Origin of the sequence: Amycolatopsis viridis, from assembly GCF_011758765.1 — a bacterium.
GTDB classification, from domain to species: Bacteria; Actinomycetota; Actinomycetes; order Mycobacteriales; family Pseudonocardiaceae; genus Amycolatopsis_E; species Amycolatopsis_E viridis.
On sequence record NZ_JAANOU010000001.1, the window covers coordinates 5,661,375 to 5,684,261 of the forward strand.

The 22,887-nt window shown below is 72.0% G+C and carries 25 protein-coding genes; 8 read left to right on the top strand and 17 right to left on the bottom strand.

The genetic code is table 11. The annotated features are described in order from the left end of the window. Positions 1 to 4 precede the first annotated feature (4 nt). The 6 genes from FHX46_RS28080 to FHX46_RS28105 are packed head-to-tail and all read right to left on the bottom strand — an operon-like array spanning position 5 to position 5,239. Complete coding sequence (locus tag FHX46_RS28080) at positions 5 to 1,198, bottom strand: acyl-CoA reductase (protein ID WP_167120870.1); 1,194 nt, start codon at positions 1,196 to 1,198, stop codon at positions 5 to 7. Beyond that, a complete protein-coding gene (locus FHX46_RS28085) occupies positions 1,195 to 2,202 on the bottom strand; it encodes a LuxE/PaaK family acyltransferase (RefSeq protein WP_167120872.1) in 1,008 nt (335 codons plus the stop codon). The genes FHX46_RS28080 and FHX46_RS28085 overlap by 4 nt, the downstream gene beginning before the upstream one ends. Continuing rightward, on the bottom strand, positions 2,199 to 3,599 hold the full coding sequence (locus FHX46_RS28090) for an AMP-binding protein (protein ID WP_167120874.1): 1,401 nt from the start codon (positions 3,597 to 3,599) through the stop codon (positions 2,199 to 2,201). The genes FHX46_RS28085 and FHX46_RS28090 overlap by 4 nt, the downstream gene beginning before the upstream one ends. Beyond that, a complete protein-coding gene (locus FHX46_RS28095) occupies positions 3,596 to 4,303 on the bottom strand; it encodes an SDR family NAD(P)-dependent oxidoreductase (RefSeq protein WP_167120875.1) in 708 nt (235 codons plus the stop codon). Before FHX46_RS28095 ends, FHX46_RS28090 begins: the two co-directional genes overlap by 4 nt. Continuing rightward, the gene (locus FHX46_RS28100; protein ID WP_167120877.1) at positions 4,296 to 4,532 is read right to left on the bottom strand and encodes an acyl carrier protein; all 237 of its coding nucleotides are present in this window, start codon (positions 4,530 to 4,532) and stop codon (positions 4,296 to 4,298) included. Before FHX46_RS28100 ends, FHX46_RS28095 begins: the two co-directional genes overlap by 8 nt. 2 nt (positions 4,533 to 4,534) lie before the next feature. Beyond that, entirely contained in the window at positions 4,535 to 5,239 is a 705-nt protein-coding gene (locus tag FHX46_RS28105; protein WP_167120879.1) for a UDP-N-acetylglucosamine acyltransferase, read from the bottom strand. A 64-nt stretch (positions 5,240 to 5,303) separates the two neighbouring features. Between FHX46_RS28105 and FHX46_RS28110 the strand changes: the two genes are divergently transcribed. Together FHX46_RS28110 and FHX46_RS28115 are read left to right on the top strand one after the other, a co-directional pair. Next, positions 5,304 to 6,410: a DegT/DnrJ/EryC1/StrS family aminotransferase gene (locus tag FHX46_RS28110; RefSeq protein ID WP_167120881.1), complete on the top strand. Its 1,107-nt coding sequence runs from the start codon at positions 5,304 to 5,306 to the stop codon at positions 6,408 to 6,410. Continuing rightward, complete coding sequence (locus tag FHX46_RS28115; RefSeq protein WP_167120882.1) at positions 6,407 to 7,441, top strand: Gfo/Idh/MocA family protein; 1,035 nt, start codon at positions 6,407 to 6,409, stop codon at positions 7,439 to 7,441. Before FHX46_RS28110 ends, FHX46_RS28115 begins: the two co-directional genes overlap by 4 nt. Here the strand turns inward: FHX46_RS28115 and FHX46_RS28120 are convergent. Beyond that, on the bottom strand, positions 7,358 to 8,482 hold the full coding sequence (locus FHX46_RS28120) for an MFS transporter (protein ID WP_167120884.1): 1,125 nt from the start codon (positions 8,480 to 8,482) through the stop codon (positions 7,358 to 7,360). The genes FHX46_RS28115 and FHX46_RS28120 overlap by 84 nt on opposite strands. Before the next feature lie 54 nt (positions 8,483 to 8,536). On the opposite strand from FHX46_RS28120, the gene FHX46_RS28125 reads away from it, so the two are divergent. After that, entirely contained in the window at positions 8,537 to 9,286 is a 750-nt protein-coding gene (locus tag FHX46_RS28125; RefSeq protein ID WP_167120886.1) for an AraC family transcriptional regulator, read from the top strand. Positions 9,287 to 9,295: 9 nt separating this feature from the next. On the opposite strand, the gene FHX46_RS28130 is transcribed toward FHX46_RS28125, so the two are convergent. Genes FHX46_RS28130 through FHX46_RS28145 form a run of 4 tightly spaced genes read right to left on the bottom strand, consistent with a single transcriptional unit; the run spans position 9,296 to position 13,105 of the window. After that, on the bottom strand, positions 9,296 to 9,862 hold the full coding sequence (locus FHX46_RS28130; protein ID WP_167120888.1) for an acyltransferase: 567 nt from the start codon (positions 9,860 to 9,862) through the stop codon (positions 9,296 to 9,298). Continuing rightward, complete coding sequence (locus FHX46_RS28135; RefSeq protein ID WP_449224098.1) at positions 9,862 to 11,073, bottom strand: glycosyltransferase family 4 protein; 1,212 nt, start codon at positions 11,071 to 11,073, stop codon at positions 9,862 to 9,864. Before FHX46_RS28135 ends, FHX46_RS28130 begins: the two co-directional genes overlap by 1 nt. Further along, on the bottom strand, positions 11,070 to 11,990 hold the full coding sequence (locus FHX46_RS28140) for an NAD-dependent epimerase/dehydratase family protein (RefSeq protein ID WP_167120889.1): 921 nt from the start codon (positions 11,988 to 11,990) through the stop codon (positions 11,070 to 11,072). The genes FHX46_RS28135 and FHX46_RS28140 overlap by 4 nt, the downstream gene beginning before the upstream one ends. Then, positions 11,990 to 13,105: a DegT/DnrJ/EryC1/StrS family aminotransferase gene (locus FHX46_RS28145; protein WP_167120891.1), complete on the bottom strand. Its 1,116-nt coding sequence runs from the start codon at positions 13,103 to 13,105 to the stop codon at positions 11,990 to 11,992. The genes FHX46_RS28140 and FHX46_RS28145 overlap by 1 nt, the downstream gene beginning before the upstream one ends. 93 nt (positions 13,106 to 13,198) lie before the next feature. Between FHX46_RS28145 and lhgO the strand changes: the two genes are divergently transcribed. Beyond that, entirely contained in the window at positions 13,199 to 14,380 is a 1,182-nt protein-coding gene (gene lhgO, locus FHX46_RS28150; protein WP_167121731.1) for an L-2-hydroxyglutarate oxidase, read from the top strand. Positions 14,381 to 14,549: 169 nt separating this feature from the next. Here lhgO and FHX46_RS28155 read toward each other — a convergent pair whose 3' ends face one another. After that, positions 14,550 to 15,074, bottom strand: a complete 525-nt coding sequence (locus FHX46_RS28155; protein ID WP_167120893.1) for a DUF3558 family protein — start codon at positions 15,072 to 15,074, stop codon at positions 14,550 to 14,552. A gap of 179 nt (positions 15,075 to 15,253) precedes the next feature. On the opposite strand from FHX46_RS28155, the gene serS reads away from it, so the two are divergent. Further along, positions 15,254 to 16,543 carry a serine--tRNA ligase gene (gene serS / locus FHX46_RS28160; protein ID WP_167120913.1) on the top strand — a complete coding sequence of 430 codons (1,290 nt, stop codon included), beginning with the start codon at positions 15,254 to 15,256 and terminating at the stop codon, positions 16,541 to 16,543. Between the two features lie 135 nt (positions 16,544 to 16,678). Next, positions 16,679 to 17,446: a DUF2382 domain-containing protein gene (locus tag FHX46_RS28165; protein ID WP_167109617.1), complete on the top strand. Its 768-nt coding sequence runs from the start codon at positions 16,679 to 16,681 to the stop codon at positions 17,444 to 17,446. A gap of 147 nt (positions 17,447 to 17,593) precedes the next feature. On the opposite strand, the gene FHX46_RS28710 is transcribed toward FHX46_RS28165, so the two are convergent. After that, positions 17,594 to 18,088, bottom strand: a complete 495-nt coding sequence (locus tag FHX46_RS28710; protein WP_313885968.1) for an SDR family NAD(P)-dependent oxidoreductase — start codon at positions 18,086 to 18,088, stop codon at positions 17,594 to 17,596. A gap of 199 nt (positions 18,089 to 18,287) precedes the next feature. Here FHX46_RS28710 and FHX46_RS28175 point away from each other — a divergent pair, with 199 nt between their 5' ends. Continuing rightward, positions 18,288 to 18,794, top strand: coding sequence for a MarR family winged helix-turn-helix transcriptional regulator (locus tag FHX46_RS28175; protein WP_313885969.1), 507 nt, complete (start codon positions 18,288 to 18,290; stop codon positions 18,792 to 18,794). A gap of 8 nt (positions 18,795 to 18,802) precedes the next feature. Here the strand turns inward: FHX46_RS28175 and FHX46_RS28180 are convergent, their stop codons facing one another. From FHX46_RS28180 to FHX46_RS28195, 4 genes are read right to left on the bottom strand one after another with little or no spacing between them, the layout of a single operon-like run. Next, positions 18,803 to 19,708 carry a haloalkane dehalogenase gene (locus FHX46_RS28180; RefSeq protein ID WP_167109618.1) on the bottom strand — a complete coding sequence of 302 codons (906 nt, stop codon included), beginning with the start codon at positions 19,706 to 19,708 and terminating at the stop codon, positions 18,803 to 18,805. A 23-nt stretch (positions 19,709 to 19,731) separates the two neighbouring features. Further along, complete coding sequence (locus FHX46_RS28185; RefSeq protein WP_167109619.1) at positions 19,732 to 20,184, bottom strand: DUF350 domain-containing protein; 453 nt, start codon at positions 20,182 to 20,184, stop codon at positions 19,732 to 19,734. Between the two features lie 43 nt (positions 20,185 to 20,227). After that, positions 20,228 to 21,394: a glutathionylspermidine synthase family protein gene (locus FHX46_RS28190; protein ID WP_167109620.1), complete on the bottom strand. Its 1,167-nt coding sequence runs from the start codon at positions 21,392 to 21,394 to the stop codon at positions 20,228 to 20,230. Then, the gene (locus FHX46_RS28195) at positions 21,395 to 22,015 is read right to left on the bottom strand and encodes a hypothetical protein (protein WP_243871197.1); all 621 of its coding nucleotides are present in this window, start codon (positions 22,013 to 22,015) and stop codon (positions 21,395 to 21,397) included. Between the two features lie 62 nt (positions 22,016 to 22,077). Here FHX46_RS28195 and FHX46_RS28200 point away from each other — a divergent pair. After that, positions 22,078 to 22,887, top strand: an 810-nt coding sequence (locus tag FHX46_RS28200) for a septum formation family protein (RefSeq protein ID WP_208400325.1), incomplete at its 3' end; no start/stop codon positions are given.

Here is a 22,887-nt window from a genome sequence, read left to right on the forward strand (position 1 = left end):
GCGGTCAGACGGTAACAGTGACGATTCTGGTGAATTCGGCGAGGAGGTGGTAGCCGTCCCACACCGGCGCGAACTTCAGTGCCGATCCGAACGGCACCAGGCGGTCCACTCCGGACAGTTGGCGGGCGAACGCGATCAGCTCCGCGCGGGAAAAACCGAAATGCGTGATCGTCTGATCGCGGCGGACAACTTTCGGTACCAATTCGTCCAGCGTCGAAACGCTCGACTGGGTGAGTACGCCCGCGCCCAGCCAATCCCGGATCACATCCGGTGCCTCCAACGTGGTCAGGGCCGGGCTGTCGAACGCGATGCGCGCGGCCCGCCCGTCGGCCGCCGCGCCATAGGCACCGACCCGGTTCTGCACCGCCATCGCCGGCTCGGGGTCCGCCGCGACCTCGGCCAGCATCGCCCGGAACTCGCCGGCGTGCGAGCCGCCGACCCAGTACACCCCGCGCGGGGAGGCGCACGCCGCCTGGTCGAACCAGAACACGTCGTTGCGGAACCCCTCGACGGCGGCACGCCGTTCCGCCTGGGACGCCCGGGCCCAGCCGTCGGCGGAAATGATCGCGAACGACGACCGGTCCGGGAACGTCAGGTCACGCGCGTGCGGGGCCAGCTCGAACCGCCGCAGGGCACGCACCGAGGCGTCCCCGCCCCACAGGACCCGCAGGTCCGCGGCGGCCGACAGGGCGGCCGTCACCGCGTCGTCCCGGTCGTAGGTGACGATCCGCTGCGACGCGCGGACCGGGTCGCCCGGCACCCCCGGCACCCCCGGCAATGCCGCCCGCATCGCGTCCAGCACCGCGTCCGCGGCCCCGGCCGCCCGCGGCGACAACCGCACGATGTTCCGGTTGCCGGCGAGCGCGGACAACGCCCACGAGTACACGAAGATCGTGTCCACGTTGGCCGGTGGCACGTGGAACACCAGGCCGCGCGGCAGGCGCAGCTCGTCGTCCGCCAGCCGGGCCAGCGCCCGCCGGATCCCGCCCCGGCGCAGGAAGAACCCCAGCGACGCCAGTTCCGGATACGCCCGCGCCACCGCCGGGGCGAGCAGCGCGCGCGCGAACCGGCCGAGAAAGTCCACGACCCGCTCGTCCCCCACCGCCAGCGCGGGAGCCGAGCGCACCTCGTCCAGCAGCGCGGTGACCTCCACGACGGCACCGACCTCGCCGGTCTCGACCGGGAACAGCTGCCTCATGCGGCCGGCGCTCCGAACGTGTCGGAGCAGCCGCGCACCTCGGCCTTCGGCAGCCGGCCCAGCACGGAGAACCGTTTGCCGGGCCGCTCGCCGTCGTCAACGCCGTGGCACACCCCGAGGTCCTCGGTCAGCAGCACGTGCCCGGGATACGAACGCGGCAACGTGCTCACGACCTCGATCACGCCGGGAACCCCGACCGGCTGCTCCGCGAACGTCACCGGGTCGCGGATGATCACGTCGGCGAAGTCCGGGCAGTACAGGCCGTCACCGGCGGCGCCCTCCACGAACACCGTGCCGATCTGCTCGACCATGCCGTAATAGTTGTGGATCCGCCGCAACCCGGTGTCCGCGGCGAAGGCGCGGCGGAAGGTCGCGTTGTCCACCGCCTGGTCGGCGAGCTTCTTCCAGCCGCCGGAGTGCAGCAGGATCCCGTTCGACAGGTCGAACCCGTGCTCGCGCGCCATCCGGTACAGGTACCGCCACACCATGAAGGTGAACCCGAAGATCAGGAACGGTTCGTCCCCGTGGCGCGCCAGGAACCCGCGCACCGCCTCGACGTCCGGCTCGTCGTGCTCGTCGAGGACGTAGACGTGCTTGCGCCCGAAGTTCGCCATGCCGAGCACGCCGGCGCCGCGGGCGGAGAACGTGCGCCGGTCCTGCACCACCCCGGCGGTGTCCACCATCAGCATCGGCAACCGCCGCGGGCCGAGCACCGTTTGCAGCGTCGCAGCCAGGTGCTGGGTCTGCGCGGCCGCCGCCGCCCGGTCGAGGAAGATCCGCGACGGCGCGCCGGTGGTGCCGGAGGAGGTGAGGACCTTGAACACCTCCTCGTCCGGGATGCTCTTCAGCTCGTGCGTCTTGAACAGCCGGACCGGCAGCCACGGCAGGTCCGCCACGGACTCGAACTCCCCGCCCGCGCCCAGCGCGGTGAGGATCCGGTCGTAGGCCGCGCAGCGCGCCCGGTGGTGGGCGGTGAGCGCGGTCAGCTCGGCGAGCAGGCTCATACCTGGTCCGCCAGCGCCTGGTAGTCGATCTTCCCGCTGGCCAGCAGCGGGATCGTGTCGATGGAGCGCACGTCGAAACCGGACGCGTGCAGGTGCAGCCGTTCCGCCAGCGCCCGGGACGCGGCCTTGCCGGTGTCCGCGGTGATGCCCTCGGCGAACAGCACGACCTTGTCGTCGGCCGGGACCGCGGCCACGATGTCGATGCCCAGCCCGGTCGCGCGCGTGGCCTGCTCGAGGTCGTCCAGGCTGATCCGGTTGCCGAACACCTTGCCGATCCGCTTGAGCCGTCCGGTGACGAACAGGAACCCCTCCTCGTCGAGGTAGCCGAGGTCGCCGGTGGGCAGCACGCCGCCGCACTCGTCGCCCAGCGCGAGCTGCCCGGCCGTCGAGGCGTAGCCCATCATCACGTTCGGCCCGTGGTAGACGATCTCGCCGGTGATCTTGGGGTGGGTGGTGTCACCTCCGTCCGGGCGGCGGATCGCGAACCGCCCACCGGGCAGCGCCGGACCGACCGAGCCGATCTTCTCGGCGAGCCGCTCCGACGGCATGATCGCCATCCGCGGCGCGGCCTCGGTCTGGCCGTACATCACGAACAACCGGCCGCCCGCCGAGCGCATGAGCGTGTCGAACTCGGCGATCAGTTCGGGCCGCATGCGACCGCCGGCCTGGGTGAGCGTGTGCACCCCGGGGTTGGCGGTGGGGTCGAACTTCAGGCGCCGCAGCACCTCGTAGTGGTAGGGCACGCCGGCGACCGACGTGCACTCGTGCGCGGTGACGGCGTCCCAGAAGCCGCGGCCGAGGATGCCGTCCCGTTCGACGACCACGGTCGCGCCGCTGGCCAGGTGCGAGTTGAGCACCGACAGTCCGTAGCTGTAGTGCAGCGGCAGCGTGGTGGGCGCGACCTCGCGCTCGTCGATGCCGAGCACGTCGGCGATGGCGTGCGCGTTGGTCAGGACGGCCGTGCGGGACAACCGGACCAGCTTCGGGTTGCCGGTCGAGCCGCTGGTGGGCAGCAGCACGGCGAGGTCGGGGTGCGGGCGGATGCCGTCGGGGTCCCGGCGGAGCCAGTGCCCGCCGCCGGCGGCCCGGTACCCGTCCGGCGGCGCGGCGGCGGGCGCGCCGAGCACCGCGGCCGGGTGGAACCGCTCGATCAGGCCGGTCAGCACCGGCACGTCGAGCGCGGGGTCGATGAGCGCGACCGCGCGGGACGCCGCCATGGCCGCGAGGTAGGTGAGCACGCTGGGCAGGTCCACGGCGGTGCGGGCGAACAGCACGCCGTCCGGCAGGGCGGCGAGTTCGCCGGCGCGCCGCTCGACCTCGCCGGTCAGCGCGGCGCCGCCGAGCACGGTGCCGCTCGCCGCGTCGACGAGCCGGGCGCCGGGGGCCAGCAGGGTCACAGCACCATCCCTCCGTCGACGCCGAGCACCTGGCCGGTGACGTAGGACGCCCCGTCGCCGGCGAGGAAGACGATCGCGTTCGCGACCTCCTCGGCGCGGCCGCGTCGTCCCAGCGCGGTGTCCGGATCGGCGATCCCGGCCGTCATCTCGGTGTCGATCACGCCGGGGGCGACCGCGTTGACGCGGATGCCGAAGCGGCCGAGTTCCTTGGCCGCGCTCTTCGCGATGTTCGCGACCGCGGCCTTCGACGCCGCGTACGCGGTCTGGCCGGCGGCGCCGCGTTCGCCGACGACGGAGGCCAGCACGACGATGGACCCGGAGCGAGCACGGGTCATCGCGCGTGCCGCGGCCTGCACGGTGTGGATCGTCCCGGCGACGTTGGTGGACAGGACCGCGTCGACGTCACGCACCATGCCCAGCACGCCCTCGGCGTAGATCCCGGCGTTGGCGACGACCACGTCCAGCCGCCCGTGCTCCTTCGCCGCACCCCGCACCACCGAGGCCACGGCCCTGGCGTCGGTGACGTCCAGCGCGACCCCGGTGACCGGCCCGGACACCGACGCGGCGACTTCCTTGGCCCGGGCCTCGTCGCGCCCGGTGAGCACCACCGCGGCACCCGCACCGGCGAGCGCGCGCACAGTGGCCAGGCCGATGCCGCGGGTGCCGCCGGTGACCAGCGCGACCCGGCCGCGCAGGTCAGGCACCCGCCAGCTCCGCCACCATCTTGCGCGCCACCTCGAAGCTGCTCAGGTCGATGACCTGGTCGGTCTCCAGTTCGATGTCGAACTCGTCCTCGATGGCGGCGACCAGGCTCATGTGTCCGACCGAGTCCCACGCGTCGATGCCGCGGTAGGTCAGCGCCGCCACGTCGACGTCGTCGCCGAGGTCGAGCGCCTCGGTGAAGACCTTGCGCAGCCGGGTCTCGATGTCCACGTCTAGTCCTTCCGGTCGTTCCACGCCTGCACCAAAGTAGAGACGCCGGCGGGCAGGCGGTCCAGCAGCCCATCGGGTGGAATCGGGCCGGTGCCCTTGAGCCACGGTTCGAGCCCGGCGATCTGCTCCCCGGTCAGCCCGAGCCGGGTCAGGCCGACCACGTTGAGGCCGGTCACCCGGGCCGGGTTGCCGACGGCGATGGTGAACGCGCCGACCTCGCGGCGCACCGCGGAACCCATGCCCACCATGGCTCCCGGACCGATGCGCACGTGCTGGTGCACGACGGCGCCCATGCCCAGGTTGGCGCGCGACCAGATCGCGGTGTGGCCGCCCAGCACGACGTTCGACGCGAGGGTCACCTCGTCGCCGATCTCGCAGTCGTGGGCGACGTGACTGCCCCGCAGGTAATAGCCGTGATCACCCAAACGAGTGGTCCGACGGGTGCCCTGGTGGATGCTCACGTACTCGCGGATCCGGTTGCCACTGCCGATCCGGATCCCGGCGCCGACCGGTTCGTCCTCCCACGACACCGGGTGCGGGCCGGTGCGGTCCTCCGCCGGAGTGCCGATCGTGACATGTGGACCGATCCAGTTCCCGTCCCCGATCACCAGCGGCCCGGCGAGCACGGCGTAGGGTCCGACGACGTTGCCGTCGCCGAGTTCGACACCGGGCCCGAGTACGGCAGTCGGGTGGATGCGGTTTACCACGGGAGATCCATTCGTACAGTCTTACGGATGCCTGAGTCGCACACAGTAAAGGAAAGCCCCCCGCATGATCCCCATCACCGCGGTCGACGTCCGCGACGCCGAACCCCTCGTGGTCGAGGTGCTGCGATCGGGGACGCTCGCGCAGGGCCCGATGGTCGCCCGCTTCGAGGACGGCTTCGCGCGCGCCGCGGGCACCGCCCACGCGATCGCCGTGAACAGCGGCACCACTGCGCTGGTCGCGACGCTGCAGGCGCTCGGACTGGGCCCCGGTGACGAGGTGATCACGACGCCGTTCACGTTCGTCGCGACGCTGAACGCGATCCTGGAGACCGGCGCGACGGTCCGCTTCGCCGACATCACGCGCGAGGACTTCGCGATCGACCCGGACGCCGTGGCGACCGCGATCACGCCGCGCACCCGCGCGATCCTGCCGGTCCACCTCTACGGCCAGACCGCGAACCTGGGCAAGCTGGTGCCGCTCGCCGAGGAGCACGGGCTGCACCTGGTCGAGGACGCGGCGCAGGCGGTGGGTGCGACCTTCGCCGGACGGCCGGCCGGCTCGTTCGGCGTGGGCTGTTTCTCGTTGTACGCCACCAAGAACGTCACCACCGGCGAGGGCGGGGTCATCACCACCGACGACGACGATCTCGCCGACCGGTTGCGGCTGCTGCGCAACCAGGGCATGCGGTCCCGCTACGCCTACGAGCTGGCGGGGCACAACTACCGGATGTCCGAGCTGCACGCCGCCGTTGGCATCCCGCAACTGGCCAAACTGGACGAGCTGGTCACCGCGCGACGGCGCAACGCGCGTCAGCTGTCCGTCGGCCTGGCCGGGACGCCGGGCCTGGCCCTGCCCGTGGAGCTGCCCGGGCGCGAGCACGTGTGGCACCAGTACAGCGTGCTGATCGGCCCGCACGCGATGCTCGCGCGCGACGAGCTGATCACCGAGCTGACCGAGCGCGGGGTCGGGACCGGCGTGTACTACCCGAAGCTCGTCTTCGACCACGACTGCTTCCGCGGGCACCCGCAGATCCCGGAGGTCTCGCCCGCCGGCTTCCCGGTCGCCGCGCGGGTCGCCGACGAGGTCCTGTCGCTGCCCGTGCACCCCGCGCTGTCCGAGTCCGATGTGGACACCGTGGTGCGCGAGGTCCGAGAGGCGCTCGGCGCTTGAGGTACCGGATCGCGCTGGTCGGCGCCGGCACCATGGGGGCGCTGCACGCGCGCGTGCTGTCCCGCCACGACCGCGTGGACCTGGTGCGCGTGGTCGAACCGCGAGCCGCGGCCGGGCGCGCGTGCGCGCAGCGGTACGGCACGTCCTGGACTCCCGTGCTCGGCGATTTGTCCGATGTGGACGCGGTGGTGCTGGCCTCGGCGACCGAGACGCACCACGCGCTCGCGCTGGAGGTCCTCGGCCAGGGCAAACCGCTGCTGGTGGAGAAACCGGTGGCGAACAGCCTCGCCGCAGCCGAGGAGGTCGTCGCGTTGTCCGCCACCCGGGACGTGCCGCTGATGTGCGGCTTCGTCGAGCGGTTCAACCCCGCGGTGCTGACCGCGCGGGCGCTCGCCGCCCGGCCGGTGCACCTGATGGCCCGCCGCCACGGGCCGTACGCGCCGCGCATCCGCACCGGCGTGGCGTGGGACCTGCTGGTGCACGACGTGGACATCGCCATCCAGTTCTTCGGCACCACCCCGCACCGCATCACCTCCGGTACCGGCTACTTCCACCCAGATTCCGCGGACGGCGCGGAGGACGCGGTGGAGGCGGTGCTGTCCTTCCCGTCCGGGCTCGCGACCGTGTCCGCGTCCCGGGTCGGGCAGCGGAAGGTGCGCTCGCTGGTGATCTCCGAGCTCGACCGCCTCATCGAGCTGGACCTGATCCGCCGCGACGTCACGCTCTACCGGCACGTGTCGCACGACGCGGTCACCCCGGACGGGCTGGGCTACCGGCAGCAGGCCGTGATCGAGATCCCCGAGCTGGTGTCGGCCGCGGAACCGCTGGCCGCACAGCTCGACCACTTCCTCGCACTGCTCGACGGGCGCGCCGACGCGGACGCGGAACGGGCTTCGATCCTGCCCGCGCACCGCGTGGTCGCGACCGTGCTGGACCAGGCCGCGCGATCAGCCGGGCTCGTCCAGAGTGGACAGCAGCAGCCAGCCGATCGCGGGCAGCGCGATCAACGGGAGGAGCGCGGTGTGCAGTGAGGTGGCGTCCGCGAGCGCGCCGAGGACCGGGCTGGCGAGCCCGCCGATGCTGACGGTGAGCCCCAGCGTGATGCCGCTCGCCGTGCCCATCCGCCGCGGCAGGTAGTCCTGGCCGAGCGTGACGTGCAGCGAGAAGGGCACGTACAAGCCGGCCGAGGTGCCCGCGACGAACAGGAACAGCAGCGGCCCGGGCACGAAGACCACCCCGGCGACCGAGGCGACGGTGAGCGCGTAGGACCAGCGCACCACCGGGATGCGGCCGAACCGCGACGCCAGCCACCCGCCCGCGACGGTACCGGCCGCGCCGCCGAGGTAGAGCACGAACAACGCGATCGTGCCGGACAGCTCGCCGCTGCCGGTCCGCTGCTGCGCGTACAGGCCGATGAACGCGCTCAACCCGACGAAGACGATCGAGCGGCACACGATCGCGCCGGACAGCTTCGCGAACGACGCCCAGTCGTCGCGGCCGGCCGCTTCCCGGGCGGTGGCACCGCCGCTGACCCGCGCACGCCGCAACGCCACCACGCACAAGACGGCCCCGGCGAGGGCGGGCAGGACCAGCAGGGGTGACAGCGCGAGCCCGCCGGTGCCGACGACGGCCGCCACGAGCAGGGGTGCGGTGGCGAACCCGGCGTTGCCACCGAGGGAGAACCATCCCATGGCCGTGTGGCTCCCGCCGCTCACCAGCCGGGCCGCGCGGGCGGCCTCCGGGTGGTAGGCGGCGACGCCGATGCCGGAGACGGCGACGGCCACCAGGGTGAGCGGGTAGGAGCCCCCGATCCCGGCGCACGCGACGCCGAGCCCGCCGACCACGACGCTCACCGGGAGCAGCCACGGCACCGGCCGCCGGTCCGCGAGCGCGCCGAACACCGGCTGCACGACCGAGGACAGCAGCGACGCGGCCAGGACGATGCCGGAGACGGCGGCGTAGGTGTAGGCCCGCTCGGCGACGAAGAACGGCACCAGCGAGGCCACGGCGCCCTGGTAGACGTCCACGCACGCGTGGGCCAGGGACAGGAGAGTGATCGGCCGGGTTCGCACCGGTTCATGGTCACCTGGGCGGACCCTGGCACGCTTCCGTTAATCTGCCACCTGATGCCGCAAATCCGCCACATGCCGCAGGCCCCCACCCGGACCCAGGTCCTGGCCCCGGGCGAACGCATCGACGCGCACCGGCACGACGACCACCAGATCGTCTACGCCGGCTCGGGTGTCCTCGCCGTCACCACCGGCACCGGGACGTGGTTCGCGCCCGGCACCCGCGCGATCTGGATCCCCGCCGGGTGCGTGCACGCCCACCTCGCCCACGGCCGCACCGATCTGCACCTGCTGGGCCTGCCCGCGGAGGCCAACCCGCTCGGCCTCGACCGGCCTGCCGTGCTCGCCGTGAGCCCGCTGCTGCGGGAACTGGTCCTGGCCGGCACGCGCACCCCCGACGACGGCTCGCCCGAACGGCGGCGGCTGCTCGCGGTGCTGGTCGACCAGCTGCGGGCCGCACCCCGGGAACCCGCCGGGCTGCCCACGCCGGCCGACCCGCGCCTGCGTGCGGTGTGCGACCTGCTGCGCCGCGACTGCGCCGACCCGCGCACCCTGGCCGAGCTGGGCGCCGCCGTCGGCGCGAGCGAACGCACCCTGAGCCGCCTCTTCACACACGACCTCGGCATGACGTTCACCCAGTGGCGCACCCAACTGCGGCTCTACCACGCACTGCGGCTCCTGGCCGACGGCCTCGGCGTGACGGCGGTGGCGCACCGCTGCGGCTGGTCGTCGGCCAGCGCCTTCATCGACGTGTTCCGCCGCGCCTACGGCACCACGCCCGGCAGCCACCGGCGGGACCGGCCGTGACCGTCCACATCAGACACCCTGGTCACCGGCGTTCTGCGCCCGCACCCGGGCCGCTTCGGCCCGGATGAACTCCTCGTCGTAGCGCTGGAACACGCGCGCCGGGTTGCCGGCCACCAGGCACCGGTCCGGCACGTCCTTGGCCACCACCGACATCGGCTGCACCGTGACGAAATCGCCGATCGTCACGCCCGGCATGACCACCACCAGGCTGCCGATGAAGCAGCCCTTGCCGATCCGCACCGGTTTGCGCTCGATCAGGTCGCTGCCCGGCCGGTTGTCCAGCATCATGTTCGCCAGCCAGCTGGAATGCGTGAACACCAGCGTGCCGACCCCGATGCTGGTGTGCTCGCCGATGGTCAGGCCGCCGCTGGCGTCCAGCGCGGCGCCCTCACCGATCCAGCAGTGCTCGCCGATCTCCAGCCGCTCCGGACTGATGATCTTCGCCCGCTCCCGGATCCGGGTGGTCCCGGGCAGGCCGAACAGCCGGGCGCGCTCGGCGTCGTTGAGGTACTGCCCGACGAGCTCGGTCAGGATCTGCGGGCGCAACCGGTTGCTGCGCTCGTCGTCGAAGAACATCAGCGGGCCGCCATCTTCGCCAGCACCCGCAGGTGCTCGCCCGCCACCACGTCCAGCGCGAAGTTGTTGCGCACGAACGCCTGCTGCCGGGCGGCCAGCGCCCGGCGCTTGCCCGGCTCGTCCAGCAGCTCGATCACGCGCGCCGCCACAGCCGCTGCGTCGTCGGGTTCGACGAGCAGGACGTTCCAGCCGTTGCGCAGTTCGAGCCCCGGGTAGTTGTCCTCGCCGACGGACGCGATGGTCGCGGTTCCGGCCGCCATCGCCTCCAGCGACGCGGTGCCGCAGCCGCCGTTGAGGTCGTGCGCCACGATGTCGGCCGCCGCCAGGTAGGACGGCACGTCGTCCTTGGGCACCGCGCCGGTGACCACGAACGCGTCCTCGACGCCGAGTTCCCTGGCGCGCTTGCGGAACGCGTCGTGGTAGACCCGGCCGACCACCAGCACCTTGACGTCCGGGTGCCGCTCGCGGATCGCCGGCATCGCCTCGACCAGCGGCAGCCGGTTGCGCAGCGGGATGACGTGCCCGAGCGAGACGATCAGCGGCCCGTCGATCCCGTGCTCGGCCCGGACATCCCGGCGCGGGGCGGAATCCAGGTGACCGGTGTCGACCGGGATCGGGAAGAACTCCGCATCGGTGACGCCGTACCGCTGCGCGCAGTAGTCCAGCCCGAGCTTGTCCAGGATGACGAACCGCGGCGCGATCGAGTTCAGGACCGGCCGCACCACGAGCGCGTCCAGCAGCCGGAACAGCCGGTCGTAGCGGCGCCGCTCGCTGACCAGCAGTGTGTGGATGGTCAGCAGCGAGGGCAGGCCGTGCTTGCGTGCGTACCGGCCGGCGAGCCAGGTGAGGTCGAAGAACTGGCCGTGCAGGTGCAGCGCGTCCGGGCGGAACTCGTCCAGCAGCCGCCGCAACCGGCGCCGGCTGCGCCGGTGCGGGGCGACGAAGCTGAGGTCGAAATCGATCGACAGACCGATCTGCGGCATCTGCACGGCCGGCAGCCGCACCACGCGGTAGCCGTCGCGCTCCTCGGTCTCCGGCGCGCCGCCGTAGGCCGCGGTGATCGCGAGGACCTCGTGGCCCTCGGCCGCGTACCGCTGGGCCAGCGACGCGGCCATGTGCGCGCTGCCGCCCACCCGGGGCGGGAAGAAGTTGTTGACGACGGCGATCCGCATCGGCCGCTGCCCGCCCGGCCCGGCGGCGGGCGCCCTCACCGGTAGCTCGCCACGAGGTCGCGCATGCCCTGCTCCACCGGGATCTCCGGCGCCCACCCGAGCACCTCCCGGGCTCGCGTGATGTCCGCGGCACGGCGCGAAACCAGCACGTCCCGCGGGTTGAACTCGGGCTCCACGTCCACGCCGACCGCGTCGATGAGGATCTTCGCCAGCGTCGCGATCGAGGTGTCCACACCGGTGCCGATGTTGATCGGCAGGTTCGCGGTTTCCGACTCGGACGCCAGCACCACGGCCCGCGCGAGGTCGGCGACGTGCACGAAATCCATCGACTGCTCGCCGCGGCCGTCAATCACCGGCGGTTTGCCCGCCCGCAGGCGCTGGATGAAGTGGTTGATGACCGAGGTGTAGTACGCCTCGATGCGCTGGCCCGGCCCGTACACGTTGAAGAACCGCAGCGCGATCCAGGACAGCCCCTTCTGCCGCTGGTAGAACCGCAGCAGGTCCTCGCCCGCGCGTTTGCTGATGCAGTACGGCGTGAGCGGGTCCAGCCGGTCGTCCTCGTGCATCGGCAGCTTGTCCGGCTCGCCGTACACCGATGCCGACGACGCGAAGACCAGCCGCCGCACGCCCTCGTCCGCGGCGGCGGCGAACACGTTGTGGTTGCCGGTCATGTTGATGTCGATCGACTCGTGCGGGTCGGCGATCGACTTGTTGATCGACACCGTGGCGAAGTGGATCACGTGGGTGCAGCCGCGCATCGCCTCGCGCACGGCGCCGCCGTAGCGGACGTCCGCCTCGACCAGCTCGACGTCACCGCCCGCGACGAACCCGGCGACCCGGTCGCGGTCACCGCGGGTCATGTTGTCCAGGATCCGCACCGCGTAGCCCCGCTCGGTGAGCAGCGGGATGGTGTGCCCGGCGATGAACCCGGCACCGCCGGTGAGCAGGACTCGCACTACAGCTCTCCTACGACTTCTCGGACGGATTCGACGACCCGCTCGACCTGCTCGTCGGTCAGGTCGGCGTGCATGGGCAGGGCCAGGTGCCGCCGGAACAGGTCCGCCGACACCGGCCGCGGCTCCTGGGGCCCGTACACCGGCTGCAGGTGCGAGGCGTAGGTGCCGAACGTGCACTGGATGCCGCGCGCCCGCAGCTTCGCGATGGCCTCGTCGCGGCCGGACTCGAGCAGCAGCAGGTACGCCTGCCACGGGTGCTCGCGGTCGGGCAGCTCGGCCGGGACCGCCACGCCGGGCAGGCCGGCGAACGCGTCGGAGTACCGTTTGGCGACCGCGCGGCGCGCCGCGAGCAGCCGTGGCAGCCGGTCCAGCTGGACGCGCAGGATCGCGGCCTGCACGTCGGAGAGCCGGAAGTTCCAGCCCAGCTCGTCGAACTCCGGGACCGCGAGCTCACCCTCGCGCGACAGGGCCGGCGCGATGCCGTAGGTGTGCAGCTTGCGGGCGTGCTCGATCAGATCGGCGCGGTCCGAGACGAGCGCGCCGCCCTCGCCCGCGGTGATGCCTTTGCGGCCGTGGAAGGAGAACGCGGCCAGGTCGGCGAGGCTGCCCGCCGGGCGGCCGCGGTAGGTCGCCCCGGCCGAGCAGGCGGCGTCCTCGAACAGCCACAGGCCGTGCCGGTCGGCGATCGCGCGGTAGGCGTCGAACTCGCCGGGCTGCCCGGCCACGTCGACGGCCAGTATCCCGACGGTGCGGGGCGTGACCAGCGCCTCGACGGACGCGGGGTCGGCCGCGAACGAGTCGGCGCGGACGTCGGCGAACACCGGCGTCGCCCCCGCCTGCCGCACCGCGTGCCCGGTGGCGGGGAAGGTGTAGTCCCCGACGATCACCTCGTCGCCCGGCCGCACCCCGAGCACGCGCAGCCCGAGGAACAGGGCGGCACCGCAGCTGCTGGTCGCCAGGGCGTGCGCGGTGCCGGTGGCGTCGGCGAAGCGCTCCTCGAACCGGCGGCACGCCGGTCCGGCACCCGCGAGCCAGCCCGACGCGAACACCTCGGCCACGGCGGCGAGCTCTTCCTCACCGACCGTGGGACGGCCGAGCGGGACGGGTTCGGACATGAGTCTCCTTCGGGTCGGGCCGCAGTCTAAGCAGGAGCCCCCGCCACACGATCGGGCGAGGACCCGGTTACCGGCGTATACGCTGTCCGCGTGGTGAACCGGGTTGCCGTCATCGGCGGCGGAATCATCGGCCTCGCGACCGCGTGGGAGCTGACCCGGCGCGGGTCGGCGGTGACCGTGCTGGAGAAGGAGGACCGCTGGGCCGCGCACCAGACCGGCCACAACTCCAACGTCGTGCACGCCGGTCTGTACTACAAGCCGGGCTCGGCCAAGGCGCGGATGTCCGTGGCGGGTAACCGGTCCATTGTGGAGTTCGCCCGCGAGCACGGGGTGCCGGTCGAGGTGTGCGGCAAGCTGGTGGTCGCCACCAGCGAGGCCGAACTGCCCGCGCTCGCGGTGCTGGCCGAGCGGGCCGAGGCCAACGGTGTGCCGGCCAAGCTGATCAGCGCCGCCGAGGCCCGCGAATACGAGCCCGAGGTGGCGTGCGTGCGGGCGCTGCGCGTCGAATCCACCGGGATCATCGACTTCCCCCGGGTGTGCACCGCGCTGGTCCGCCTGCTCACCGAACACGGCGCCGACCTGCGGCTGGGCACCGCCGCGCTGGGCATCCGGCCGGGCGCGACGGGCGGTGTGGAGGTCGCGACCGGGGACGCGGTGCTGCGCGCCGACGCACTGGTCAACTGCGCCGGCCTCCAGTCCGACCGGGTCGCGGAACTCGCCGGGCTGCGGCCGGGCGCGCGGATCGTGCCGTTCCGCGGCGAGTACTACCAGCTGCGACCCGAACGGCGGCACCTGGTGCGCGGGCTCATCTACCCGGTCCCCGACCCGGCGCTGCCGTTCCTGGGCGTGCACCTGACCCGCATGCTCGACGGCAGCGTGCACGCCGGGCCGAACGCGGTGCTGGCGCTGCGGCGGGAGGGCTACCGGTGGCGGGACGTTTCACCGGCGGACATCGTCGACATCGCCCGGTTCCCCGGCTCGTGGCGGCTGGCGCGGAAGTGGGCCTACCCGACCGGGCTGGACGAGGTGCGGCGATCGCTGTCCAAGCGCCGGTTCGCGGCCGGCCTGGCACGGCTGGTGCCCGCGGTCGGCCCGGACGACATCGTGCGCCACGGATCCGGGGTGCGCGCCCAGGCGCTGCGCCCGGACGGTTCGCTGGTCGACGACTTCCTGATCGAGACCGCACCGCACCAGGTGCACGTCCTCAACGCCCCCTCCCCCGCCGCCACGAGCGCGCTGGAGATCGCGAAGTACGTGGCCGACCAGGTCGGCTGACGCCCGGCAGCCAACACGCCGCGTTCAAGAGCCAACACGCCGCGTCGAGCGGCCAACACACCGCGTCCAACGGCGAACACGGCGCCACGAGCGGCCAACACGCGCGTGTTTGCCGCTCCGGGCGGTGGGTTGGCCGCTCCGGGCGGTGGGTTGGCTCGTGCGGGACGGGTCAGCGGTGCGGCAGATGCCCGGCCACGCTCGGCGCGGCCCGATCGGCCACCACGCAGGCCTTGCTCTCGTCCGACCAGTTCCGGCTGGCGATGACGACGAACTCGTGCTCGCCGAACTTGGCGGCCAGTTCGCACATCCAGTAGCCCATCGAGTAGGAATAGCGCTGCCACGTGATGCCGCCCAGGTGCTCCTCCCCGGCCGGCTCCATGGCGAAGTACTCCTCGATCGACTGACCGGTGTGGAAGTACGCCTGCAGCGAGTCGTCGCGATTGCCGTCCGGTCCGGGCGGCAGCCAGTCGCAGCTCGCCGGCAGCCCCAGTTTCGGGTCGACCGGGATCGAGGTGCCCGCGCCCAGGCCCAGCGAGGCGGCCTCGTCGATGGTGAGCAACGTGCACGGATCGGTCGACGGCGCCGGGGTCACCGTCACGCGGCCGGGGGCCGGCTGCGGGGTGCCGCTGACCGCGGTGGTGCACGCGCTGACCAGGCCCGCCGCGGCCACCGCGACGGCGATCCGCCACCTCACTGAAAGCCTCCCCGTGCGGGTCCACCCGCGCGGTGACGCACGGCGTGCTCGGTTGTCGCACGCCGAACCTAGCGTGTCGGCCGCGGGCGCGAAGCGGCCGCCGACCGGGTAGGGCGAAAGTCGCTGGTCGGGCTCGTTACGCTGGAGCGCATCCCTACCGGCTCGCACCTGGAGTACCGATGCACGACCCCCGCCAGCTGCTCGACCCCGAGGTGGACGCGGCCGCCAAGCTGCGCCGCCGCGGGTATGTGCTCGACACCGACCACCTGAGCAAACTGGTGAGCAGGCGGTCCTCCGTGATCAGCGAGGGTGACCAGGCGCGCGCCGAGTCGAAGAAGGCCGCGGCCGAGGTCGGCGCCGCCGCGAAGCGCGGTGCGGACGTCGCCGAGCTGCGTGAGCGCGCCCGTGAGCTGAAGAACCGGATCACCCGGCTCGAAGAGGAACAGCGCGAGGTCGAGGCCGAGCTGCACGAGTTCCTGCTCGGCATCCCGAACCTCCCGCTCGACGAGATCCCGGACGGCGCGACCGAGGAGTTCGCCGAGGAGGTCCGCCGCGTCGGCACCCCGCCGGAGTTCGACTTCGAGCCGCTGGACCACGTCGACCTCGGCGAGCGGGCCGGCATCCTCGACCTGACGCGGGCCACCAAGCTGTCCGGGCCGCGGTTCGCGGTGTTCAAGGGCGCCGGATCGCGGCTGCAACGTGCGCTGGCGCAGTTCTTCCTCGACATCCACATCGGCGAGCACGGCTACACCGAGTTCAGCCTGCCCGCGCTGGTGACCCGGCAGACCATGACCGGCACCGGTCAGTTGCCGAAGTTCGAGGAGGACCTGTTCCGCACCGGTGTGGCCGACCGGGAACTGTTCCTCATCCCGACCGCCGAGGTGCCGCTGGTCAACCTGCACGCCGGGGAGATCCTGCCGCTGGAGGACCTGCCGCTGCGGTACACCGCGCACACCCCGTGCTTCCGCTCCGAGGCCGGTTCGTACGGCAAGGACACCCGCGGCCTGATCCGGCAGCACGAGTTCTCCAAGGTCGAGCTGGTGCAGTTCGTCGAGGAGGAACGTTCCCGCGCGGCGCTGGACGAGATCCTGTCGCACGCCGAGGCACCGTTGCAGCGGCTCGGGCTGCCGTACCGGGTCATCAAGCTCGCGGCGGGCGACACCGGCTTCTCCGCGCAGATCACGTTCGACGTCGAGGTGTGGCTGCCGAGCCAGGGCACCTACCGGGAGATCTCCAGCGCGTCGGACACCGGCACCTTCCAGGCGCGCCGGGCCGGCATCCGCGGCAAGGGCAAGGACGGCAAGCGTGCGCAGATCGCCACGCTGAACGCATCCGGCCTGCCGATCGGCCGCACCCTGGTGGCCGTGCTGGAGAACAACCAGCAGGCCGACGGGTCGATCCGGATTCCGGAGGCGCTGGTGCCCTACACCCGGTTCGAGGTCATCAACCCGGACGGCACCACCGCCTGAACCGGGTCAGCCGTCCACGTTGGACAACATGACCGACGGCCCCTCACGTGAGTGACGCCCGATGGTGTCAGTTTCGCACCCCCGTCCGACCGTCTACACCCATGGCGGCTCTAAAAAACGCGGAAGGAGCGAGCCATGACTGGCACCATGCGTCCGGAAGAGCTCATGGAGAACGCGGTGGTGGACTCCCACGGCCGCAAGATCGGCAAGGTCGGCACGGTCTACGTCGCCGACGACACGCAGCAGCCGGAGTGGGTCACCGTCCGCACCGGCATGTTCGGGCACAAGGAGAGCTTCGTGCCGCTCCAGGGCGCGACGATGCACCGCGACGGGCTGCACGTGCAGGTCACCAAGGAAAAGGTCTCCGAGGCGCCACAGACGGAAGGCGACCGGCACCTGTCCGAGCAGGAGAGCGCCGAGCTGTACCGGTTCTACGACATGCCGGCGCCGCGCGGCAGCCAGGAGAACCGCGGCCGGGGTGAACGCACCAAGCCACCGCAGCCACAGCAGCAGCAGACGGCGACGACCCGCGGCGGCGAGTCGATGACGCGCTCGGAGGAGCGGCTCAACGTCGGTACGGAGCGCGTCGAAACCGGCCGGGTGCGGCTGCGCAAGTACACCGTTACCGAGGAGCAGCACGTCAAGGTTCCGGTGACGCACGAAGAGGTGCGGGTGGAGCGCGAGCCGATCACCGAAGGCGACCGCACCGGCGCGCGGATCGCCGACGAGGAGCAGGAGGTCACCCTGCACGAGGAGCGGCCGAAGGTGGAGAAGGAGACCGTGCCGGTCGAAAAGGTGCGGCTGGCCAAGGAAACCGTGCGCGACGAGCAGACCGTCGCCGGCGAGGTGCGCAAGGAGCGCGTCGAGGTGGAAGACGACACCAAGCGGCGCAAGAACCGCTGACCCGCCCCCCGGTGTGGCGTCGCGCGGACGCCACACCGGGGCACGCCGGTCACGCGAACCGGGTGTCGAGGGAGATCGCCTCCCAGCGGTCGAGGTCGGCGAGCTGAGCGGTGAGTTTTTCGCGGATGTGCGGGTGACCGCCTCCGGTCACAGCGGCAGCCGCAGGGGCGAATCCACGTCCTGCACCGCCCGGATGATCGCCTCCGCGGCGCGCGCCGGGTCGTTCGGCTGCTTGCCGTCCTGCTCGGCGAAGCGCGCTCGCAGCGCACCGGCCGGTGTCCCGGCGTAGTCGTCGATCGGGTCGGCGTAGCGCATCGAGCGGCCCGCGAAGTCCGTGCGGAACGGGCCGGGTTCCACGATCGTGACCCGGATGCCCAGTGGTGCGACCTCACCGGCGAGCGCCTCGGACATCCCTTCCAGCGCGAACTTCGAGGTCGCGTACGCCGTGTGGCCGGGGTTGCCGACCACCCCGCCCACCGACGAGAGCTGCACGATGTGTCCGGAGCGCCGTGCCCGCATGTGCGGCAGCACCGCCCTGGTCACCGCGGCCGCCCCGAACAGGTTCGTCTCCAGCACGGCGCGGAACTGCTCTTCCGACAGTTCCTCCAGTGCGCCGACCAGCCCGTGCCCGGCGTTGTTCACCAGACGTCGATCCGGCCGAACTCGGCCACCGCGGTGTCCACCGCCGCGTCGATCGACGCGCGGTCGCCACCACCCGGTCACCCCGGTCGAGCACCGCTTCGGCGAGCACCCGCCCGAACCCGCTGCTCGCCCCCGTGATCATCCACACCTGATAGTTTGACATACAAATCAAACTAGCTTGAGCATCAAGGGGTGTCGAGTGGATTCGGTGACGCGCGAGCTGGCCGGGTGGATCGGGCAGATGCCCGCGGGCGTGGACCCGGAGGTGGAGGCGGCGCGGCAGCGGATCGGCCGGCTGTCCCGCCAGTTCCGGCAGGTGCTGGACCAGGCGGCGGCCGAGCACGGCATGACCGTCGGCGACTGGGAGGCGCTGTCGGTGCTGCGCCGGACCAGCCCGGTGTGCACCCCGAAACAGCTGGCCGCAGCGTTGAACCTGACTTCGGGCACGGTCAGCGTGCGGCTCGACCGGCTGATGCGCGCCGGGCTGATCGAGCAGGTCGCCGCCGACGACGGCCGCAGCCGCCCGGTGCGGCTCACCCGCAAGGGCCACGCCCGCTGGCGCGCCGCGACGGCCGCCCGCACCCGCTACGAGCGGGAGCTGTTCGACGGCGTGGACCTCGCCGCCCTGAACTCGCTGCTGGCGCCGCTCCTGGCTCGCTTCGAGACCGAGTTCGGCCTCGTCTCCGGGCACGACCAGGTGGGGTAGCGGACCCCTCAGCCCGTGACGAACTCGGCGATGACGCGGCCCAGTTCCGCGCCCTGGTCCTCCTGCAGGAAGTGCCCGGCGTTCGACAGGGTCCGGTGGTCCTGGCCGGCGGCGCCTCGCATGGCGCGTTGCAGGACCGGCGCCATCGGGCCGGTGATCGGGTCGCTGTCACCGAACGCGCACAGGAACGGGATGTCCAGTTCGGACAGTGTGGCCCAGGCGCGGCGGTTGGCCTCGCTCGCCGGGTCGTCGGGCCGCGTCGGCACCAGCCCGGGCATCGCGCGTGGACCGGCCTTGTACGTCTCGTTCGGGAACGGCGCGTCGTAGGCGGCGCGTTCGGCGTCGCTCAGCGTGGTCCGGCAACCGGACTGCACGAAACGGCCGATGTCGAGCACCGGCGCTTTCCGGACCGCGTCGTGGAAGGCCCACCACTCGCGCGGCATGTCCTGGTCGCCGGTGGGCAGTCCGGTGTTGGCCGCGACCACGCGCGCGAACCGGTCCGGGTTCTCGGCGACCACGCGCAACCCGATCAGGCCGCCCCAGTCCTGCCCGACCACGGTGATGTCCCGCAGGTCGAGCGCGTCGAGGGCGAACGCGCGGATCCACTCGACGTGCCGCGCGTAGGTGTGGTCGGCGACGTCGACCGGCTTGTCGGAGCGGCCGAAGCCGATCAGGTCCGGTGCGATCGCCCGGATGCCGGCGGCCGCCAGCACGGGCAGCACCTTGCGGTACAGGAACGACCAGCTGGGCTCGCCGTGCAGGAGCAGCACGACGGGGCCGTCGAACGGGCCGGCCTCGACGTAGGAGATCCGGACGATGCCGTCGTGCTCGCTCTCCAGGTCGGCGTAGAGCGGCGGGTGGTCGAAGTCGGGGAGGTCGGTGAACCGGTCTTCGGGAGTCCTCAGCAGGCGCACACACCCACCCTAGGGGCTGGCCGTCAGCTGATCGAGACCGCGACGACCAGGCCCAGCGCGAGGTGTGCGGCCGCGACCACGATGCTGGCCGGGGCGAACACCTCGCTCTCGATCGTGCCGCGCACGTCGATCCGGGTCGACCACTCCAGCAGCCGCACCGCGAGCACCTGCACGACGATGCCGAGCAGGCCGTAGACCAGCGACGTGATCAGGCCCTCGGTCAGGTCGCTGGCCGAGTTGAAGATCGCGACGACCACGATGAACGCCATCGACAGCATCCCGGACGCGGTGACGACCACCGCGTTCGGCAGCCCGCGCCGCACCAGGTCGGACAGCTTGCCGGGGGTGGTCCAGTCGATCGCGTAGAAGCCGACCAGCATCAGCAGCAGGCCGATGACGCCGTACAGCAGGATCGCGCCGATCCCGCGCACGAGTTCGGATCCGAACGTGCCGGACAGCGCGAGGGTCGAGGTCACGGGGTCTCCCAGTTCAGTGGCGGATTTGCTCGCGGGTGGTTTATCACGTTTGCGGGATGCGGTGTGGGACGAACGCGGCACCGTCGTCGGTGACGAGACCGGCGGTTTCCCGGATTCCCAGGCCGGCCGCGTTGTCCCCGACGATCCACGCGCCCAGCGCCGGGCGGAACCCGTCGAACTCGGGCAGCGGGTCGAACGCCTGGTAGACGTAGCCCTCGGCGCCGTAGACGCCGCCCGTCTCGGTCTCGTAGCCGGGCGCGACGATCTGCACGTTCGCGCCCTCGCGGCCCAGCTTCGGCTTGCGCACGTACTCGGTGAGGATGCCGGGCTGGTCGGCGAACGCGGGCAGCAGGTTCGGGTGACCCGGGTAGTTCTCCCACAGGATCGCCAGCAGCGTCTTGTTGGACAGCAGCATCTTCCACAGCGGCTCGATCCACAGCGTCCGCGGCAGCGACTCGGCGGCGAAACGGCCGAACTCCTCCTCGACCACCCATTCCCACGGGTAGAGCTTGACCACGGTGTTCATCGGCGCCTCTTCGAGGTCGACGAACCGCTGGAGCACCGGGTCCCAGCCGATCTCCTCGATCGCCAGCCCCACCGTGTCCAGGCCGGCCTCGGCGGCGGTCTCCTGCAGGTAGGACGTCGTGATGTGGTCCTCACCGGTGGGGTCGGCGCTGGACCAGGTGAAGTACAGCTCGTTGGTGGGCAGCTGCCCGCGGATCTCCTGCCAGCGTTCGACCAGCCGCTCGTGCACCGAGTTCCACTGGTCGTCGTCCGGGAACACCGCGGTCTTCCAGTGCCACTGCAACACCGACGCCTCCAGCAGCGAGGTCGGCGTGTCGGCGTTGTACTCCAGCAGCTTCGCCGGGCCGCGGCCGTCGTAGCGCAGGTCGAACCGGCCGTAGACGTGCGGGTCGCGGCGCTTCCACGACTCCGCGATGTGCGGCCACACCCATTCCGGGATGCCGAACTCGCGGTAGCGCTCGGTCAGCACCACGTTGTCGACGGCCTCCAGGCACATCGAGTGCAGCAGCTCGACGTCGGCCTCCAGGCTGAGCACCTCGTCCATCTCCAGGACGTAGTGCACCGACTCGTCCCAGTACGGCCGCTCGTGGCCGGAGCCGTAGCGGGCCGGGGTGCCGAACACCAGGCCCTGCTCCTCGACGATGCGCTGCCAGTCCCGCCGAGGCTGGGCGGTCCCCCTTCGCACCTAGGATCCCCCGCTCTTCCCGCCACCACCGCTGGTCTTGCCGCTGATGCCGAAACCGCCGCGCTGGACGGTCTTGCCGGAGCTGGTCTTGACCGTGGTGTTGCCGGACGGCTTGGTGTAGGTGCCGCCGGACACGGGCTGGCCGATCGCGCCGGTGCCGCCGTAGTTGTAGCGGTACTGCCTGTAACCGCCGCCGTTGGGGAGCGGGATGAACCAGAACCCGGTGGCCGAGTTGTAGTACCCGCCGTGGCTGGTGGCGTAGCTGTCGTCGCAGTACTCGTCGGGCTGGACCGTGTTGCTGCCGTCGGTGCAGACGGCGTTGACCGTCTCCCCGGTGCCCGCGACGTACCAGGTCGCCACCACGGCGACCAGGCCGACCGCCACGCCACTGCCGATCAGCACCTTGCGGCGCGTGGCGGCCTTGCGCGTCGCCTCGGCGTGCGCCTGCTTCGCGGCGGCCACCCTGCGGTTGTGTTCCTCCTCCGCCTTGCGCCGGGCGCGTTGCTCGGCCAGCGTCGGTTCGCGTGGTGTGGTCGTCGACGGGTCCTGGAACCGCATCGAGCCACGCGGGGGCTGTTCTTCCGGGGGCTCTGCGGCGCCCGGCGCACCGTCTTCTGTCATCGCGCTAACCCTAACCACCCGAGGGGTGTCCCGTCCCGCAGACGCAGGCATTATGGGACCCGATGCTGGGACATGGAGTGGAAAAGATCACGCTGCGCACCCGCCTGATCATGGCGGGTGCGTTTCTGGGCGCGATCGTGGCGCTGTCGCTCGACGTCGCCTTCTCGTGGGGCGGCCCGGTCAGCGGCGGCGGGAAGCCCGACGAGTCCCCGGAGGCGAAGGCGGCGTTCACCGCGGCGCCCGGCAGTTGCGTCACCTGGGCCGCCCAAGACATCTCGGACATCCGCGTCGTCCCGTGCGCCCAGCCGCACCTGTACGAGGTGACGGGCGTGGTGAACATCGGCGACAAGTACCCGCCGAACGCGCCCGCGCCGACGGTGGACCAGTGGCGGGACATCGCGCTGGAGCGGTGCACCGCGGGGGTGGAGAACTACCTGCACCAGCCCCTCGACCCGTTCGGCCGGTTCACGGTGAGCGCGTTGCGGCCCGGCAACGACGAATGGGCCGACGGCGACCGCGAGATGCGGTGCGTGCTGCAGTGGGCCGCTCCGGGCGGCAAGCTGGAGCCGATCACCGGCGCGGCGGCGGGCCAGTCGCAGTCGGCGGTGTGGGAGCCCGGCACCTGCCTGGCGCTGGCCGACAAGACGGTCGGCAACCCGATCGACTGCGCGCAGCCGCACTCGTACGAGATCGTCGCGACGCTGGACCTGAAGACGAAGTTCACCGGTGGCTATCCGGCCCAGAACGACCAGAAGACCTGGCTGGACACCGCGTGCAACAAGGCGGTTCAGGACTACGCGGGACAGGTCGACCTGGCCGCGCAGAAGCTGATCCTCACCTGGGACATCCGGGAGCAGGAGAGCTGGGCCGCC